Genomic DNA, 16,766 nt, shown 5'->3' on the forward strand with positions numbered 1-16,766 from the left:
CGCCGTGGCCTTCGACTCGATCTTCAAAGCCGACCTGTTCAAGGGGCAAACCGTGATTGTCACCGGAGGCGGCAGTGGCATTGGCCGCTGCACCGCCCATGAGCTGGCGGCCCTTGGTGCCTGCGTGATCCTGGTGGGGCGCAAGCCAGAAAAACTGCAGAAGGTCGCGGCGGAAATTGCTGAAGATGGCGGCGTGGCCCATTGGCATGCCTGTGACATTCGTGAGGAAGAGGCGGTGAAAGCGCTGGTCACGCAGATCCTGCACGACCACGGCCCCATCCATGGCCTGGTGAATAACGCGGGAGGCCAATACCCGTCGCCACTGGCGGCGATCAATCAGAAGGGCTTTGAAACCGTACTGCGCACCAACTTGGTGGGCGGTTTCCTGATGGCGCGGGAAGTGTTCAACCAGTCGATGAGCAAGCACGGTGGCGCGATCGTCAACATGCTCGCCGACATGTGGGGCGGCATGCCCGGCATGGGCCACTCCGGCGCGGCGCGCTCCGGCATGGACAACTTCACCAAGACCGCCGCGTTTGAGTGGGGCTATGCCGGGGTGCGCGTCAACGCCGTGGCGCCTGGCTGGATTGCCTCCAGCGGCATGGACACCTACGAAGGCGCGTTCAAGGCGGTGATTCCCACCCTGCGTGAGCATGTGCCGCTCAAGCGCATCGGCACCGAGTCGGAAGTCAGCGCGGCCATCGTCTTCCTGCTCAGCCCGGCTGCGGCCTTTATCAGCGGCAGCACCCTGCGCATCGACGGCGCCGCGAGCCTGGGCAGCCGCGCATGGCCGCTGCACAAGGCGCAGGCGCCAAGCGAGCCGTTCAATGGGTTCCACCGCGCCTATCTACCGGATGTGCTCAAGGCGGAGCAATAACGCCATGCCAGTCATTGAAACCCTGATCGACCCTGACAGCCCAGCCTTCGCGCAAAACCGTGAAGCCATGCTGGCGTGCATCGCCCAACTGCGCCAACTGGAACACGCCCTGCTGGCCAAGGCCCAGGAAGCCAAGCCCAAGTTCGACAAGCGCGGCCAATTGCTGCCCCGTGAGCGCCTCAACCTGCTGCTGGACCCCGGCGCGCCGTTCCTGGAGCTGGCCAGCCTGGCCGGCTACAAGCTCCACGACGACAAGGACGGCAGCGCCGCCGGTGGCGGGCTGATCGCTGGTATCGGCTATGTCAGCGGCGTGCGCATGCTGGTGGTGGCCAACAACAGCGCGATCAAAGGTGGCACCATTTCCCCTTCCGGGCTGAAGAAATCTCTGCGCCTGCAACAGATCGCCATGGAGAACAAACTGCCGGTGGTGACCCTCGCCGAAAGCGGCGGCGCCAACCTCAACTACGCCGCCGAGATTTTCGTCGAAGGCGCGCGCAGCTTTGCCAACCAGGCCCGCATGTCCGCCATGGGCTTGCCGCAGATTACCGTGGTGCACGGCTCGGCCACGGCCGGCGGTGCGTATCAGCCGGGCCTGTCGGATTACGTGGTGGTGGTGCGCGGCAAGGCCAAGCTGTTCCTCGCCGGGCCACCGTTGCTCAAGGCCGCCACTGGCGAAGTCGCCACCGATGAAGAACTGGGGGGTGCGCAGATGCACGCGCAAACCGCCGGCACCGCTGAGTACCTGGCCCAAGACGATGCCGACGGCGTGCGCATCGTGCGTGAAATTGTGGGCCTGCTGCCCTGGAATGATCGCTTGCCGCACGCACCACAACGCGCTTATCGCGAACCGCTGTATCCGATTGAAGAGCTGTTGGGGCTGATCCCCGATGACCCGAAAAAACCCTACGACGTGCGCGAGATCCTGGCGCGCCTGGCTGACGGTTCCAACCTGCTGGAATTCAAGGGCGAGTTCGACCCCCACACCGTCTGTGCCCATCTGCATATCCAGGGGCGCGCCGTGGGAGTGATCGGCAATAACGGCCCCATCACGCCGAAGGGCGCGAGCAAGGCCGCGCAGTTTATCCAGCTGTGCGACCAAAGCCGCACGCCGCTGCTGTTTTTGCACAACACCACCGGCTTCATGGTGGGCACCGAGTCGGAACAGCAAGGGGTAATCAAGCACGGCGCGAAGATGATCCAGGCGGTGGCCAATGCCCGGGTGCCTAAACTCACCATCGTGGTCGGTGGCTCCTACGGTGCCGGCAACTACGCCATGTGCGGCCGCGGCCTCGACCCACGCTTTATCTTCGCCTGGCCCAACAGCCGCACGGCAGTGATGGGCGGCGCACAGGCCGGTAAGGTGCTGCGCATTGTCACCGAGGCCAAGCAACTCAAGGATGGCCTGGTGCCCGACCCCAAGGTGCTCGACATGCTCGAACAGGTCACCGCGCAGAAGCTCGACAGCCAGTCCACCGCCCTCTACGGCAGCGCCAACCTGTGGGACGACGGGCTGATTGATCCACGGGACACCCGCACCTTGCTCGGTTTTTTGCTGGATATCTGTCACGAAGCCGAACTGCGGCATCTGCAACCGAACACCTTCGGCGTAGCGCGCTGATCGTTCCCACGCTCCACGTGGGTGATCGTTCCCACGCTCCGCGTGGGAATGCAAACCAGGACGCTCCGCGTCCCAACAGGGAGAACAATAAAAATGATCTTCACCCAGGAACACCAGGAACTGCGCCGCACCGTGCGCGCCTTCGTCGACCGCGAGATCAACCCGCACGTGGATGAATGGGAAAAAGCCGGGCGCTTTCCCATTCACGAGATCTTCCGCAAAGCCGGCGACCTCGGCCTGCTGGGCATCTCCAAACCGGAAAAATTCGGCGGCATGGGCCTGGACTACAGCTATTCCATCATCGCCGCCGAAGAGTTCGGCACCATCCGCTGCGGCGGCATCCCCATGTCCATCGGCGTGCAGACCGATATGTGCACCCCGGCCCTGGCGCGCTTCGGCTCCGATGAACTGCGCGAAGAGTTCCTGCGCCCGGCCATCAGCGGCGAACAGGTCGGCTGCATCGGTGTCTCGGAAACCGGTGCCGGCTCCGACGTGGCCGGGCTCAAGACCCATGCGCGCAAGGATGGCGACGACTATGTGATCAATGGCAGCAAGATGTGGATCACCAATTCGCCCAGCGCCGACTTCATCTGCCTGCTCGCCAACACCTCGGACGACAAGCCGCATATCAACAAATCCCTGATCATGGTGCCGATGAACAGCCCCGGCATCAGCGTCAGCCCGCCGTTGGAAAAACTCGGCATGCACAGCTCCGAGACCGCCCAGGTGTTTTTCGACGACGTGCGCGTGCCGCAACGCAACCGCATCGGCCACGAGGGCGCGGGCTTCATGATGCAGATGTTGCAGTTCCAGGAGGAACGCCTGTTTGGCGCGGCCAATATGATCAAGGGCCTGGAGTACTGCATCGACAGCACCATCGAATACTGCAAGGAGCGCCAGACCTTCGGCAAGGCGTTGATCGACAACCAGGTGATCCACTTTCGCCTGGCGGAACTGGCCACCGAAATCGAATGCCTGCGCGCCTTGGTCTACCAGGCCACCGAGCAGTACATCAAGGGCCAGGATGTCACGCGGCTGGCCTCCATGGCCAAGCTCAAGGCCGGGCGCCTGGGCCGTGAGGTCAGCGACAGTTGCCTGCAATATTGGGGCGGCATGGGCTTCATGTGGGACAACCCGGTGGCCCGCGCCTATCGCGACGTGCGCCTGGTGTCGATTGGCGGCGGTGCCGACGAAATCATGCTGGGCATCATCTGCAAACTGATGGGCACCCTGCCCGGTAAAAAGCCATGAACACCTTGCTGCTCGAAGCCCACAACGGCGTGCTCCACGTCACCCTCAACCGGCCTGAATGCCGCAATGCGATGAGCCTTGAAATGGTCAAGGAGCTACGTACGGTACTGGCGCAGTTGGACAGCCAGGTGCGCGCCGTGGTGATCAGCGGCGCGGGCGGGCATTTTTGTGCGGGGGCCGATGTGAAGGATCTGGTCGGCGCGGGGGATCAACTGCAAGCGTTGAACCGCGCGTTTGGGACCTTGCTGCAAGAGGTGGAGGCGCTGGCGCAGGTGGTGATCGTGGTGCTGCAAGGCGCGGTGCTGGGCGGTGGGTTCGGGCTGGCGTGCGTGAGTGATATTGCGATTGCACAGGGCCAGGCGCAATTCGGCTTGCCGGAAACCCGCCTGGGCTTGTTGCCGGCGCAGATTGCGCCCTTTGTGGTCAAGCGTATTGGCTTGACCCAGGCGCGGCGCCTGGCGCTGACGGCGGCGCGGTTTGATGGGATTGAGGCTGGGCGGTTGGGGGTGGTGCATTTTGTCGAGCACGACGCCCAGGCATTGGCGCAGCGGGTGGATGAGGTGTTGGGGCAGGTGTTGCAGTGCGCGCCGGGGGCCAATGCACGAACCAAAGCCTTGTTGTTGGCCAGTGTGGATGAGCCCCTTGAGACCGTGCTGGATCGCGGGGCGCAGTGGTTTGCCGAGGCGGTGAGGAGTGAGGAAGGGGTTGAGGGGACGCAGGCGTTTGTGCAGAAGCGAAAGCCGAGTTGGTCTCGATGACGCCATCGCAGGCAAGCCAGCTCCCACAGGGGAACACATTTCAAATGTGGGAGCTGGCTTGCCTGCGAAGAGGCCCCAACACACGCCACATTCATCAAGGGATAACCCAATGCCCGCATTCAGCAAGATCCTGATCGCCAACCGCGGCGAAATCGCCTGCCGCATCCAGCGCACTGCCCAGGCCTTCGGCTACCGCACCGTGGCCGTGTACAGCGACGCCGATACCGACGCCCTGCACGTGCAGATGGCCGATGAAGCCGTACACATCGGCCCGGCGCCCGTCCACCAGTCCTACCTGAACACAGAGGCCATCCTCGCCGCCGCCCAGCTGACCGGCGCCGACGCCATTCACCCCGGCTACGGTTTCCTCTCGGAAAACCCCGACTTCGCCCGCGCCTGCCAGCAGGCCACGCTCACCTTCATCGGCCCCAGCGTCGAGGCGATCGAACTGATGGGCAGCAAACGCCTGTCCAAACTCGCCATGCTCGACGCCGGCGTACCTTGCATCGCCGGCTACCAAGGCAGTGCCCAGGACGATGCCGCCCTGCAACAGGAAGCCGAACGCATCGGCTTCCCACTGATGATCAAGGCCAGCGCCGGTGGCGGTGGGCGTGGCATGCGCCTGGTGCATCAGCGCGAACAGCTGCTGGAGCAACTGCGCACCGCACGCTCGGAAGCCATGAATGCGTTCGGCAGCGACGAGCTGATCCTCGAACAGGCGCTGATCGACCCGCGCCACGTGGAAGTGCAACTGTTCGGCGACCGCCATGGCAACCTCATCTACCTCGGCGAGCGCGACTGTTCGATCCAGCGCCGCCATCAGAAAGTCATTGAAGAAGCGCCCTGCCCCGTGATTACGGCCGATCTGCGCCAGGCCATGGGCGAAGCCGCGCTCAAGGCCGGGCGGGCGGTGAACTATGTAGGTGCCGGCACCGTGGAGTTTCTGCTCGACCGCAACGGCCAGTTCTATTTCCTGGAAATGAACACACGCCTGCAAGTCGAACACCCCGTCACCGAGATGATTACCGGCCTCGACCTGGTGGACTGGCAGTTGCAGATCGCCGCCGGCCAACCGCTGCCACTCACCCAATCACAGGTGACCCTGACCGGCCACGCCATGGAAGTGCGCCTGTACGCCGAAGACCCGGCCCAGGGTTTCCTGCCGCAAACCGGCGACGTGCTGCGCTGGGAACCCGCCCCCGGCGTGCGCATCGACCATGGCTTGCGTGAAGGCCAAACCATCAGCCCGTTCTACGATCCGATGCTGGGCAAGATCATCGCCCACGGCGCCAGCCGCGAAGAAGCCCGGCGAAAACTGCTGCGGGCCGTGGAAGACAGTGTATTACTGGGGGTAGCGACCAATCAGCGCTTGCTCATCGACCTGCTCAAGCACCCGGACTTTATCAACGGCGACTTCAGCACGGGCTTGATCGCCGAACACTTCAGCGTCATCTCACAGCAGACGGCAACCGCTGAACAGCTCTCGCTGGCCGCCGCGCTGTTTTATCAACACAGCGCCAACCAGCACCCCCAAACACTCGCGCGCTGGCGCAACACGGCGAGTGTCCCCGCCACGTACCGCCTGGAGGTCAACGGCCAACTCCACAGTGTCAGCGTTGACGACCTGCAACTCACCACCGACAGCCGCCACGCCAGCCTGGTCATCAACGGTATCCGCCGCCGCATCGCCTATCACCTGGACGGCAACCGGCTATGGCTGCCAGGGCTGACCGTCACCGACCGCACCCAGCAAGTCGCCAGCCGCCAGGCCGACGCCAGCAGCGGTACGGTCCAGGCGCCCATGGACGGCGCCATCGTCGATATACGGGTGTGCGTCGGTGAGGCCGTCAGCAAAGGCCAACTGTTGCTGGTGCTCGAAGCGATGAAAATGGAGCACCCGTTGAAGGCCGGCATCGATGGCACCGTCAAGGAGATGCGCGTCATGACGGGCGATCAGGTGCGCAACCGTCAGGTTTTGCTGGAGATCGAATAACGCCCCTAGGCGGAACTACAGGGCCGGGCTACGCTCTATCCCCATCAGGAAGGGACGAGTACGGGAACCTGCACATGCCTCATTGGCTGATTATTGACCTTGAAGCCACAACGGATGACGGCGGCTGGCCCGTGACGGAGATGGAAGTCATCGAGATCGGTGCCAGCCTGGTCAACCGCCAGGGCCGCGAACTGGACCACTTCCAGCGCTTTGTGCGGCCCTTGCGCCGGCCATTGCTGACACCCTTTTGCCGCAAACTCACCCATATCACCCAGGCCAATATCGACATGGCCGCGCCGATCACCGAGGTGTGGCCGCTGTTCGAGCGCTGGCTGGGCCAACATCAGCCACGCCTGGAAGGCTGGGCCAGCTGGGGTGACTATGATCGCGTGCAGCTTGAGCTGGAGTGGCAGCGCCATGGCCTCGCCAGCGCCTTGGGCGACACGCCGCATGTGAACCTCAAGCAACGCTTTGCCAAGGCCCGGCGCCTGGACAAGCCGCTGGGGCTCAATGGTGCGCTGCAATTGGCCGGAATGCAGTTCAATGGCCAGCAGCATCGCGCCCTGGAGGATGCACGCAACACCGCGCGCCTGCTGCCACTGATTTTGCCGGTCTAGGCAGCGCTTGCAGCCTTGGGCATACTGGCCAGCCAATTTCCTTTGTTGCTACCCACCTGCACCAACGAAATCCTGTGGCGAGCAAGCTTGCTTGCGCTGGGGTGCGAAGCGCCCCCAAAAAACGGGGACTGCTACGCAGTCAACGGGAGCAAGCTCCCTCGCCACAGAAGCCCGCGCCTGCAGTGATGAGCGTAAGCATCCATCTTTTCCGAGGATTCACCCATGTTCAAAGTCAACGAGTACTTCGACGGCACCGTCAAGTCGATCGCTTTCGGCACCGCAGAAGGGCCGGCGACCATCGGCGTGATGGCTCCGGGTGAATACGAATTCGGCACCGCCCAACGTGAAATCATGCACGTGGTCTCCGGCGCCCTGACCGTGAAGCTGCCTGACAGCAGCGACTGGGAAACCTTCGCCGCCGGCAGTCAGTTCCACGTACCGGCCAACAGCAAGTTCCAATTGAAGGTTGCGGTGGACACCGCCTACCTGTGTGAATACCGCGGCTAAGCGGTACCCGGCACACAAAAAAGCCCGTCTCCCACCAGACGGGCTTTTTTTATTCCAACACCGTTACCGGCATGCCGACTTCCAGGCGCCCGATGCCATCGTTGACCAGGTTCTGGCCGAACATCGCGCCCTTTTCGGTCTTGCGGTAGGTTTCCAGTGTCGTGAAGGGCTCGCGATCGGGGCTGCGCTCACCGGTCTGGGGGTCGATGGTGGTGAGGATGCACCGCGAACACGGCTTGACCACCCGAAACTCCACATCGCCGATGCGCAAGCGCTTCCAGCCGTCTTCGGCGAAGGCCTCGGCGCCTTCGATGACCAGGTTGGGACGAAAACGCAGCATCTCCATCGGGCGACCGATCTTTACACACAAGTCGTCGAGGGAGCCCTGGCCGATCAACAGCAAGGGGTAGCCGTCAGCGAAGCCGACCTTGTCGTCATCCTTGCCATAACCGGCTTCGGTGGTGCGCGCACGTTCCAGGGGCAGTTGCACCAGGCGCGTCGGCTTGCCAATGAACGCGCTGACCCAGGCCGCGGCCTCATCGCCAGCATCCGGCACGCGCAGAGTGTCACGCCAAATGGTCACACCGCGCAGTTCGCTGGCGCTGCCCGGCAACGCTACATCCAGCGGCGCGTAGCCCGGCGAGCTCAGGGTGAGGCCCCCGCTGCTGTTCCATAACGCCGAGAGCTGGCTCATCTTCGCCACGGCCCGCTGCGTCAGGAACCGCCCGCTGGCTTCATCCACCAGCATCCAGCGTCGATCCCCGTCCAACCCGAGTTTATCCAGCCCAATCTGCTGCAAAGTTTCGGCCTTGCCGGACTTCAAGGGGTAACGGTACAACGCGCTGAGACGCAGCATGGGCCTGCCTTCCTAGGAAACAAAGTGTCATCCTAAAGTCAGGCGGGCATTTCGTCCAACATCAGTCGCTGGCGCACCACGTCCACCAGCTTGTCCGGCTGGAATTTGGAGAGGAAATTGTCGCAGCCGACCTTCTTGACCATCGAATCATTGAAGCTGCCCGACAGCGAGGTGTGCATCACCACGTACAGACCGCGCAGGCGTGGGTCGTTGCGGATCTCGGTGGTGAGGCGGTAGCCATCCATCTCGGGCATTTCAGCGTCGGTAAAGATCATCAGCAGTTTGTCGGTCATGACCTGGCCACTGTCAGCCCAGGCCTTGAGCATGTTCAGTGCCTTGAGGCCGTCGCTGGCAATGTGCATCTTCACACCCAACTGGCCCAGGGTGTCACGCAGCTGCGACAACGCCACGTTGGAGTCATCCACCAGCAGCACTTCGCGGCCACGGGCACGCTCCAGCATCGGGTCTTCAAGTTTGTCCCGGGAGACCTTGGCGTTGTAGGGCACGATCTCGGCGAGGACTTTTTCCACGTCGATGATTTCCACCAGTTGCTCATCGACCTTGCTGATGGCGGTGAGGTAGTGCTGGCGACCGGCGCTGGTCGGCGGCGGCAGGATGGCTTCCCAGTTCATGTTGACGATGCGGTCGACGCCGCCCACCAGGAACGCCTGCACCGAGCGATTATATTCGGTGACGATAATGGTGCTGTTGGGGCCCGGCACCAAAGGACGCATACCGATGGCCTGGGACAGGTCGATCACCGGCAGGGTCTGGCCACGCAGGTTGACCACCCCACACACGAACGGGTGGCGCTGGGGCATCAGGGTCAGCTTGGGCAACTGCAGCACTTCCTGCACTTTGAACACGTTGATCGCGAACAACTGCCGTCCGAAGAGGCGGAACATGAGAATTTCCAGGCGATTCTCACCCACCAATTGCGTGCGTTGATCTACCGTGTCGAGAATGCCGGCCATTAAAAGCTCCTGGTGTACACGCCGCAGGCGCGTTGAAAGGGTGTGCAACTGTATAAGCACGTTATCGGCGGCAAGCGCCGGACCTTGACCCGAATAAAATGCCATGTAAATCCATTGATGTCACACTGACATCATGCTTTACTGCCTAGGCCCCTGATGCTCTTTCAAGCCGCCTTGCGCGACAGTCGAATTGACGTGCAGTTCCACCACATAGGGGATTCCCCTATGCGCAATCAGGCCCAACCTGATATTCGCGATATCTAATAGCCATTAATGTGACGCCATTCTCATTGCATGAATGGAGTCAGGCTTTTGTTTGCCATCCCCAGCCCTTGGCCCACGGGCCTTTCAGGCACTCACGTATCGGCAACTGAAGTCGTGTCATCCCGTACAACCGGGGCTACATACGACTTTCGTGAGCACTTCGCTAAACGTCCTACTGGATTATCAGAATCGACCTACAAGTCCGAGCCGTATTTCAGCGCTAGTTTTACGTCATTCACCCGGTGCGACATCTCATCATCCGACCCTACGTTGCGGAGACCTGCATGATGAACGACGGTAACGAGTGGCAATCTGCACTTCCCGAGTTCCTGCACGAGGCTGAAAAGCTGCTGATCAGGTCAGAAGAGTGCTTGAACCACCTGCATTTGATTCGAAACGACAGTGACGCTATCGACTGCATGAAAGCCAGCCTGAACAAGCTCGCCGAGAGCGCAGACTGTCTCGCATTGCAGGCCATTAGCGAGTTCTCTCGGCAGATTCAATACTTGATTGCCAATGCCGTGAGCCCGGTGCAATTGCATGACCAGGCGCTGCATGCCTTGCATGACTGCTTGACGCTACTGGCCTGGCAACTGGAACTGATCGATATCCGTACTGGCAAGCTTAGTCTGGATGAAGAAGAGCAGTCGTCGCTGATTGAGGCGGTCAGCTTGCAGATCCCGCAAAAAGCCCCCCAATACACTCCGCAGCATGATCGGCGCGCACAATAAATATCAATTAGCTATCAATGCAATAACGATACAAACCAACTTTGTTAATACAACTTTCCATGTTGAACTCTGGGGTGCCTGCCCAGAGTATTCGCGTGGGCCATAAACCCAATCAGACGACCAACGCTAATAGGGGTGTTACTATGCGCCCCCCGAAGTGATTTAACTTCAACAGGCTTAAAAACGATTTGGCAGCGCACTCCAAACAGAGCCCGGTCAACCGGCCTCCCCGCAGTGAACCCTCATTGGCTCCATCCGCTATGTACGCCAGTTTCAAGTCACTTATCGCCAGGTCCGTGTCCCCCAGCCACGCACGCCGCCTTACCCTTTCGCTATGCGTGTGCTCGTTGGTGGCGAGCCTGTGGGTCTATCTGCTGGACGCGCCACTGCCGTTGCTGATCGTGCTGCTCAACCTCGCCACGCTGATGGTGGTCGGGCTGCAACAGTGGCGTTCGCGCACAGCCATCAAGTTCGAGCCTCAGGAACTGGCCGCCCGCTTATTGCAAGTTCAGGAGAACGAACGTCACCGACTCAGCCGCGAACTGCATGACGACATCGGCCAGCTACTGACAGCCGCCAAGCTGCAAAGTGAATGGCTGCAGCGCCGCCTGCCCCAGGATCTGCAAAACCATTGTTCGGTGCTGTGCAATACGCTCAATGAAACCCTGGCCAAGGTGCGTGACGTCTGCGCCATCCTCAACCCGCGCCAACTGACCAGCCTGGGCCTGGAAGCCAGCCTGCGCGCGCACCTGCTCAAGACCCTGGAAAACACCCAGGTGTGCTGGAGCCTGGAGTGCCAGCAACGGCTCACCGGCATCCCCGAAGAAATGGCCGTGGCGGCCTTTCGCGTCACTCAGGAAGCGGTGACCAACATGCTTCGCCATGCAAAGGCTCGCAACCTGCTGGTGCGTCTGCAACGCCTGCCTGAAGGCTTGTCGTTGATAATCTGCGATGACGGCCAGGGGTTCTTGCCTGCCCCCGATCCGGGCCGGGAAGGCCAACGGGGCATGGCCGGTATGTGCGAACGAACACACCAACTGGGAGGCACCTTTTCCGTCAGCAGCGAGCCCGGCAAAGGTACACGCATCAACGCACTTTTCCCTTGGGCGCCCCGCGCTCTCGAACGGGCCAGCGCCCCTAAGGTTCTCGAGTGACCTGCAATTTACTCTTGGTAGACGACCATGCACTGATTCGCGCCGGCGTGCGCGCGCTGATTCTGGATATTCCCGGCTACAGCGTCATCGGCGAAGCCAGCGATGGCGCGCAACTACTGGAGCAATACAGTGCCTTGCAGCCAGATACCGTGCTGCTCGACCTGTCGATGAAGCACACCGGCGGGCTGGATGCCTTGCAGCAACTCAAGCGTTTTTACCCCACGTGCAAGGTGCTGATTCTGTCGATGCACACCGAGCCGGACCTGATCATGCGCGCACTGGAGTCCGGTGCCCACGGCTACCTGCTCAAGGACACCACCGCCAACGAGCTGGAACATGCCCTGCTGGCCCTGCGTAACAACGAACGCTACCTGAGCCCCGCCATCGCCCACACAGTGATCAACCAGGCGCTGATCCGTAGCCAGGCCCCCAGCGCGCCTGTCGCCCACAGCCACAGCCTGACGGCGCGGCAACTGGAAATCCTGCGCTTGATCGTGCGCGGCAAATCCACCCGGGAAATTGCCCACGGCCTGGGCCTGAGCATCAAGACTGTCGAAGCCCACCGCTCGCAGATCATGAAGCGCTTGCAGATTTTTGACGTGGCGGGCCTGGTGTTATTTGCCGTGCGTGAGCAGATCATCAGCCTGGACGACTAACGGCGAACCCAGCGGCAAGTGCACGCGCAGGGCCTTGGGCAGCACCTCGAAGTGCAGGTCGTCGCCTTCCAGCGGCTCGCCGTCGAGGTTGATGTACAAGCCTTGTGCGACCTTGATCTTCACCCAGGGCAGGCGTGCGCGCACGAACATGGTGTCCAGGCCCCAGCCGTTGTTCATCAACTCACGCAACGTGCCGACCACCTCTTGAGGCGCCGGCAAGATGCTGACATCCAACAGCCCGTCATCAGCCAATGCACCGGGGCACAGCACATGCCCGCCACCGGCCTGGCGACCGTTACCGATGCCCAGCGCGAGCAACTCGCCTTTCCAATGGAAATCCGGGCCTTCCAATTCACCGTAGGCGGCTTTCAATTCACTGAAGCGGGTTAAACCGGTAAACAGGTACGCGGCACCGCCCAGGACCTTCTTCAGGTCTTCGGACGTGTTGGCCGTGACCTGGCTGCCAAAACCACCGGTGGCCATGTTCAGGAAGATTTGCCCACCGACCTGGCCCAGGTCAATCGCCTTGGGCGGCACATCCAGCAAGGCCAGGGCGCCAGCCGGCTCCAACGGCACGCCGGCGGCCTTGGCGAAATCATTGGCGGTACCCAGGGGCATCAGCACCAGGCTGGCGTCGGTGTTGGCATGGGCCATGGCTTCGGCCACATCGCGCAAGGTGCCGTCACCACCGCCGGCAATGATATGGGTGTACCCCTCGGCCAGCGCTTCATTGACCAGTCGCCGGGCATCGCCGCCCTCCCACGTCACCCGCACGGCCAGCTCCCCACCCTGCTCACGCCGGGCCAGCACGGCAGCGCGCACATCCTCGTTGAGGGCTTGTTTGCCGTGAAGGATCAACAGGGCTTTGGGGGCGGTCATTTGGGAGAATCTCCTGGGTCAAGGTGCTTGAAGGATGTTGACCTTTGGGGAACAGGAAAAGTCTGTGGCTGGAGAAAATTGATTGAAGAACACAGATCAAGAAGTGGGAGCTGGCTTGCCTGCGATGGCGGCGGTTCAATCGACAAAGACTTCAAATCTGCCACCCAACGGTAACCACGATGCGAAGCGAGCCGCTCTTGATCTTGATCTTGCTCTGCTTTTGATCTCAGGCGCCCCGTTAAACCACGCTGGCCGAACGCAGGCTTGAATTCGTGGGTAACCCGGCAGGACGCCGGGTTAGCCGCCCCGCGCCATGGATGGCGCGTGGCGGCGGCCCACGGATTCAAGACTGTGTTCGGGCACACCGAGCCTAAGCGAGGTGCCGAGTGGTGGGGCAAGAGCGCTTTGCTTACTTTCGCGCTTTTCGAAAGTGAGCCGCCGTCAGGGCGGAACCCTAAGTGGCCGTTACCGCAGGAATGGATATGTACTCGCTATAACAGCGTCGCCTGTCAGGCCGCCTTCGCGAGCAAGCCCGCTCCCACAGTTGGATTGTGGGGTGTCAGGCAGAGAAGTGTCGGCTGATAGGTCGTCATCGCAGGCAAGCCAGCTCCCACAGTTGGATCGGGGGTGTCAGGTAGAGAGGTGTCGGCTGGTAGGCCGTCATCGCAGGCAAGCCAGCTCCCACAGTTGGATCGGGGGTGTCAGGTAGAGAGGTGTCGGCTGGTAGGCCGTCATCGCAGGCAAGCCAGCTCCCACAGTTGGATCGGGGGTGTCAGGTAGAGAGGTGTCGGCTGGTAGGCCGTCATCGCAGGCAAGCCAGCTCCCAGTTGGATCGGGGGTGTCAGGTAGAGAGGTGTCGGCTGGTAGGCCGTCATCGCAGGCAAGCCAGCTCCCACAGTTGGATCGGGGGTGTCAGGTAGAGAGGTGTCGGCTGGTAGGCCGTCATCGCAGGCAAGCCAGCTCCCACAGTTGGATCGGGGGTGTCAGGTAGAGAGGTGTCGGCTGGTAGGCCGTCATCGCAGGCAAGCCAGCTCCCACAGTTGATCGCTGCGGCGGCCAAGCCGCGTCGAGAATCAGCCCTTGTGCAACTTGCTCATCAACTGCGCCTCGGCCTGGGTCAGCCCGCACGACTGGGTCAACTCATCCACCGTCGCCCCCATGCCAACCAGCTTGGCCGCCTGGGCAAACGACAGGTTCGACGGATCACGCTGCTCCAACTGCACCAACCTGTCCGGCAACGGCGCAAGAATCGCACGCAGTTCATGCACCTCATCCCCCACCCGCACCGCACTTTGCTGGTAATGATCAACGCGCTTGACCAGTTCCAGAATGCGCCGGTCACGCACCGCATCGCGCTCGGCCTGTTGCAAGGCCAACTCCCGCTGCTGGCGCACATAGCGCAGCACAAACGCCAAGGTCCCGGCCCACAACAGGGCCAGGACAATCACCGCTGCCTCAAGGAACAATCAGATGCTCTCCAGTTCCGACCACTCTTCTTCGCTCATCATCTTGTCCAGCTCAACCAGAATCAGCAGTTCGCCGTTCTTGTTGCACACGCCCTGGATGAACTTGGCCGACTCTTCGTTACCGACGTTCGGTGCGGTTTCCACTTCCGATTGGCGCAGGTAAACCACCTCGGCCACGCTGTCGACCAGGATGCCGACCACTTGCTTGTCGGCCTCGATGATCACGATACGGGTGTTGTCGCTGACTTCAACCGTGTCCAGGCCGAAACGCTGGCGGGTGTCGATCACCGTCACCACGTTGCCGCGCAGGTTGATGATGCCCAGCACGTAGCTTGGCGCGCCTGGAACCGGGGCGATCTCGGTGTAGCGCAGCACTTCCTGCACGCGCATCACGTTAATGCCGTAGGTTTCGTTGTCCAGCTTGAAGGTCACCCATTGCAGGATCGGATCATCCAAACCTTGTGCGGACGCTGACTTGTTCATTCATCTGACCCCTTCAAATGCCGCTATCGACGGCGTGTGTGCACGTAGGCCGCGCAACCGCACGGCCCTTATTGTTCAATCAACTGCGTTTGTTCTGTGGCATCGCCTTCACCGCACCGCTGGCGATCAACTCGGCCAGTTCGGCGACATCCAGCAACGCGCACATGTGTTCGATCACAGTGCCCGCCAACCACGGCCGCTGGCCACGGTGGCTGCGCCATTTGATTTCATTGGGGTCCAGGCGCAACGAGCGGCTGACTTGATGCACTGCCAGCCCCCACTCGTAGCCCTGCACGGAGATCACGTATTGCAGGCCCTGGCGAAAATCATCGCGGTAGCGGTCGGGCATCACCCAGCGCGCCGTATCCAGCACCTTGAGGTTGCCGGCCTGGCTGGGCAGGATGCCGAGGAACCACTCCGGCTGCCCGAACAGCGGCGTCAGCTCCTGGCCTTCCAGGGAATAGATCGAGCCCAGGCACACCAGCGGCACCGCCAGGGTCAACCCGGCGACGTCGAACAGCAGGCACTCGAACGGCTCGGCAGCCCATGAGGGGCGACCGTCGCCCGTCACCGGTGGCGGCGTGATGCTGGGCGGCAGGTGCACGTCCACCAGCGGTTCGACCACCGGCGGCGCCACCACCGCGGGGGCGCTTGGCACCACCACGGGCACCTCCACCCCCTGCGCATCCCGTGCCTGCTCTTCCATCACCGCCTGCTGGAATTCATCCAGCGGGCTTTCGGGTTCGACAGCAGGCTCAAGTACCAGAATCGGTTCTGGCAGTTCCTCGGCCGTCGCATCCTGCAGCAAGGCATCCAGGTAGGATTCCAGTGCCAGTTGCGGGCGGGTCTTGAATTCGACAGGACGGTTCATCACGCCACCTGCGCCACAAGTTGTTGCGACAGCAGGTGCTTGAGCAACGCACGGTAGGCCAGCACGCCACGGCTCTTGCCGTCGAACTGCGACGGTGTGAGCCCGGCACGGCTGGCGTCACGCAGGCGCGTGTCCACCGGGATGTAACCGTTCCAGATGGTGTCCGGGTAGGCATCGCGCAATACGCGCAAGGTGCCGAGGGACGCCTGGGTGCGACGGTCGAACAAGGTCGGCACGATGCTGAACGGCAGCGCCTGCTTGCGCGAACGGTTGATCATCGCCAGGGTGCTGACCATACGCTCCAGGCCCTTGACCGCCAGGTGCTCGGTCTGCACCGGGATCACCAATTGCTGGCTGGCCGCCAACGCGTTGACCATCAGCACGCCGAGCAACGGCGGGCTGTCGATGATCGCGTAATCGAAGTCCTGCCACAGCTGCGCCAGGGTCTTGGCGATCACCAGGCCCAGGCCGCTCTGGCCTGGCGACTGGCGCTCCAGCGTGGCCAGGGCGGTGCTCGACGGCAGCAGGGAAATGCTTTCGTTGCTGGTGGGCAACAGCAGTTGCCCAGGCAGATCCGCCGGCACGCTGCCCTTGTGCAAAAACAGGTCATAGCAGCTATGTTCCAGCGCATCCGGGTCGTAGCCGAAATAGCTGGTCATGGAACCGTGGGGGTCCAGGTCGACCACGACCACACGCTTGCCCGCTTCGGCCAGCAAACCGGCCAAGGCGATGGAAGTGGTGGTCTTGCCGACTCCACCCTTTTGATTGGCAACTGCCCAGACTCTCATTCGGTTGGTTCCTCCCGGCGGGC

General features: G+C 62.0%; 17 protein-coding genes. 10 read left to right on the forward strand and 7 right to left on the reverse strand.

Annotated elements, in window-relative coordinates; all coding sequences use genetic code 11:
* The first annotated feature begins 4 nt into the window (after window positions 1-4).
* The 7 genes from MHH62_RS15465 (at window position 5) to MHH62_RS15495 (ending at window position 7,621) form a co-directional block, all read left to right on the forward strand.
* Window positions 5-877 (forward strand): SDR family oxidoreductase, encoded by an 873-nt coding sequence (locus MHH62_RS15465; RefSeq protein ID WP_073454665.1) that lies wholly within the window; start codon window positions 5-7, stop codon window positions 875-877.
* A 4-nt stretch (window positions 878-881) separates the two neighbouring features.
* Window positions 882-2,495 (forward strand): geranyl-CoA carboxylase subunit beta, encoded by a 1,614-nt coding sequence (atuC, locus tag MHH62_RS15470; protein ID WP_339231275.1) that lies wholly within the window; start codon window positions 882-884, stop codon window positions 2,493-2,495.
* 93 nt (window positions 2,496-2,588) lie between these two features.
* The gene (gene atuD, locus MHH62_RS15475; RefSeq protein WP_038451036.1) at window positions 2,589-3,746 is read left to right on the forward strand and encodes a citronellyl-CoA dehydrogenase; all 1,158 of its coding nucleotides are present in this window, start codon (window positions 2,589-2,591) and stop codon (window positions 3,744-3,746) included.
* On the forward strand, window positions 3,743-4,504 hold the full coding sequence (locus tag MHH62_RS15480; RefSeq protein ID WP_019818530.1) for an enoyl-CoA hydratase-related protein: 762 nt from the start codon (window positions 3,743-3,745) through the stop codon (window positions 4,502-4,504). Before atuD ends, MHH62_RS15480 begins: the two co-directional genes overlap by 4 nt.
* A 109-nt stretch (window positions 4,505-4,613) precedes the next feature.
* Window positions 4,614-6,497 carry an acetyl/propionyl/methylcrotonyl-CoA carboxylase subunit alpha gene (locus MHH62_RS15485; RefSeq protein ID WP_339231276.1) on the forward strand — a complete coding sequence of 628 codons (1,884 nt, stop codon included), beginning with the start codon at window positions 4,614-4,616 and terminating at the stop codon, window positions 6,495-6,497.
* Between the two features lie 74 nt (window positions 6,498-6,571).
* Window positions 6,572-7,114: an exonuclease domain-containing protein gene (locus tag MHH62_RS15490; RefSeq protein WP_019818536.1), complete on the forward strand. Its 543-nt coding sequence runs from the start codon at window positions 6,572-6,574 to the stop codon at window positions 7,112-7,114.
* A 222-nt stretch (window positions 7,115-7,336) separates the two neighbouring features.
* A complete protein-coding gene (locus MHH62_RS15495; RefSeq protein WP_014719324.1) occupies window positions 7,337-7,621 on the forward strand; it encodes a pyrimidine/purine nucleoside phosphorylase in 285 nt (94 codons plus the stop codon).
* 49 nt (window positions 7,622-7,670) lie between these two features.
* On the opposite strand, the gene MHH62_RS15500 is transcribed toward MHH62_RS15495, so the two are convergent.
* Window positions 7,671-8,477, reverse strand: coding sequence for an MOSC domain-containing protein (locus MHH62_RS15500; protein WP_032904201.1), 807 nt, complete (start codon window positions 8,475-8,477; stop codon window positions 7,671-7,673).
* Between the two features lie 38 nt (window positions 8,478-8,515).
* Window positions 8,516-9,451 (reverse strand): chemotaxis protein CheV, encoded by a 936-nt coding sequence (locus MHH62_RS15505; protein ID WP_339231279.1) that lies wholly within the window; start codon window positions 9,449-9,451, stop codon window positions 8,516-8,518.
* Between the two features lie 548 nt (window positions 9,452-9,999).
* Between MHH62_RS15505 and MHH62_RS15510 the strand changes: the two genes are divergently transcribed.
* The 3 genes from MHH62_RS15510 (at window position 10,000) to MHH62_RS15520 (ending at window position 12,256) form a co-directional block, all read left to right on the forward strand.
* Entirely contained in the window at window positions 10,000-10,446 is a 447-nt protein-coding gene (locus MHH62_RS15510) for a hypothetical protein (protein WP_014719326.1), read from the forward strand.
* Between the two features lie 260 nt (window positions 10,447-10,706).
* The gene (locus MHH62_RS15515; RefSeq protein WP_032904200.1) at window positions 10,707-11,600 is read left to right on the forward strand and encodes a sensor histidine kinase; all 894 of its coding nucleotides are present in this window, start codon (window positions 10,707-10,709) and stop codon (window positions 11,598-11,600) included.
* Window positions 11,597-12,256, forward strand: a complete 660-nt coding sequence (locus MHH62_RS15520) for a response regulator transcription factor (protein ID WP_019818544.1) — start codon at window positions 11,597-11,599, stop codon at window positions 12,254-12,256. Before MHH62_RS15515 ends, MHH62_RS15520 begins: the two co-directional genes overlap by 4 nt.
* Here the strand turns inward: MHH62_RS15520 and yegS are convergent.
* From yegS to MHH62_RS15545, 5 genes are all read right to left on the reverse strand, one after another.
* Window positions 12,215-13,135, reverse strand: a complete 921-nt coding sequence (yegS, locus tag MHH62_RS15525) for a lipid kinase YegS (RefSeq protein WP_019818546.1) — start codon at window positions 13,133-13,135, stop codon at window positions 12,215-12,217. The genes MHH62_RS15520 and yegS overlap by 42 nt on opposite strands.
* A 1,073-nt stretch (window positions 13,136-14,208) precedes the next feature.
* On the reverse strand, window positions 14,209-14,601 hold the full coding sequence (locus tag MHH62_RS15530) for a DUF2802 domain-containing protein (RefSeq protein ID WP_014719330.1): 393 nt from the start codon (window positions 14,599-14,601) through the stop codon (window positions 14,209-14,211).
* Window positions 14,602-15,084, reverse strand: a complete 483-nt coding sequence (locus tag MHH62_RS15535; protein ID WP_003192896.1) for a chemotaxis protein CheW — start codon at window positions 15,082-15,084, stop codon at window positions 14,602-14,604.
* Window positions 15,085-15,163: 79 nt separating this feature from the next.
* On the reverse strand, window positions 15,164-15,955 hold the full coding sequence (locus MHH62_RS15540) for a CheW domain-containing protein (protein WP_014719331.1): 792 nt from the start codon (window positions 15,953-15,955) through the stop codon (window positions 15,164-15,166).
* Entirely contained in the window at window positions 15,955-16,743 is a 789-nt protein-coding gene (locus tag MHH62_RS15545) for a ParA family protein (RefSeq protein WP_014719332.1), read from the reverse strand. Before MHH62_RS15545 ends, MHH62_RS15540 begins: the two co-directional genes overlap by 1 nt.
* Window positions 16,744-16,766 lie beyond the last annotated feature (23 nt).

It is taken from the genome of Pseudomonas sp. FSL L8-0168 (assembly GCF_037976155.1).
Classification (GTDB): Bacteria; Pseudomonadota; Gammaproteobacteria; order Pseudomonadales; family Pseudomonadaceae; genus Aquipseudomonas; species Aquipseudomonas paracarnis.

Coding starts and splice junctions, on each gene's coding strand:
- atuC (WP_339231275.1), top strand. CDS start 882: ATGCCAGTCATTGAAACCCTGATCGACCCTGACAGCCCAGCCTTCGCG.
- atuD (WP_038451036.1), top strand. CDS start 2,589: ATGATCTTCACCCAGGAACACCAGGAACTGCGCCGCACCGTGCGCGCC.
- MHH62_RS15480 (WP_019818530.1), top strand. CDS start 3,743: ATGAACACCTTGCTGCTCGAAGCCCACAACGGCGTGCTCCACGTCACC.
- MHH62_RS15485 (WP_339231276.1), top strand. CDS start 4,614: ATGCCCGCATTCAGCAAGATCCTGATCGCCAACCGCGGCGAAATCGCC.
- MHH62_RS15490 (WP_019818536.1), top strand. CDS start 6,572: ATGCCTCATTGGCTGATTATTGACCTTGAAGCCACAACGGATGACGGC.
- MHH62_RS15495 (WP_014719324.1), top strand. CDS start 7,337: ATGTTCAAAGTCAACGAGTACTTCGACGGCACCGTCAAGTCGATCGCT.
- MHH62_RS15500 (WP_032904201.1), bottom strand. CDS start 8,477: ATGCTGCGTCTCAGCGCGTTGTACCGTTACCCCTTGAAGTCCGGCAAG.
- MHH62_RS15505 (WP_339231279.1), bottom strand. CDS start 9,451: ATGGCCGGCATTCTCGACACGGTAGATCAACGCACGCAATTGGTGGGT.
- MHH62_RS15510 (WP_014719326.1), top strand. CDS start 10,000: ATGATGAACGACGGTAACGAGTGGCAATCTGCACTTCCCGAGTTCCTG.
- MHH62_RS15515 (WP_032904200.1), top strand. CDS start 10,707: ATGTACGCCAGTTTCAAGTCACTTATCGCCAGGTCCGTGTCCCCCAGC.
- yegS (WP_019818546.1), bottom strand. CDS start 13,135: ATGACCGCCCCCAAAGCCCTGTTGATCCTTCACGGCAAACAAGCCCTC.
- MHH62_RS15535 (WP_003192896.1), bottom strand. CDS start 15,084: ATGAACAAGTCAGCGTCCGCACAAGGTTTGGATGATCCGATCCTGCAA.
- MHH62_RS15540 (WP_014719331.1), bottom strand. CDS start 15,955: ATGAACCGTCCTGTCGAATTCAAGACCCGCCCGCAACTGGCACTGGAA.
- MHH62_RS15545 (WP_014719332.1), bottom strand. CDS start 16,743: ATGAGAGTCTGGGCAGTTGCCAATCAAAAGGGTGGAGTCGGCAAGACC.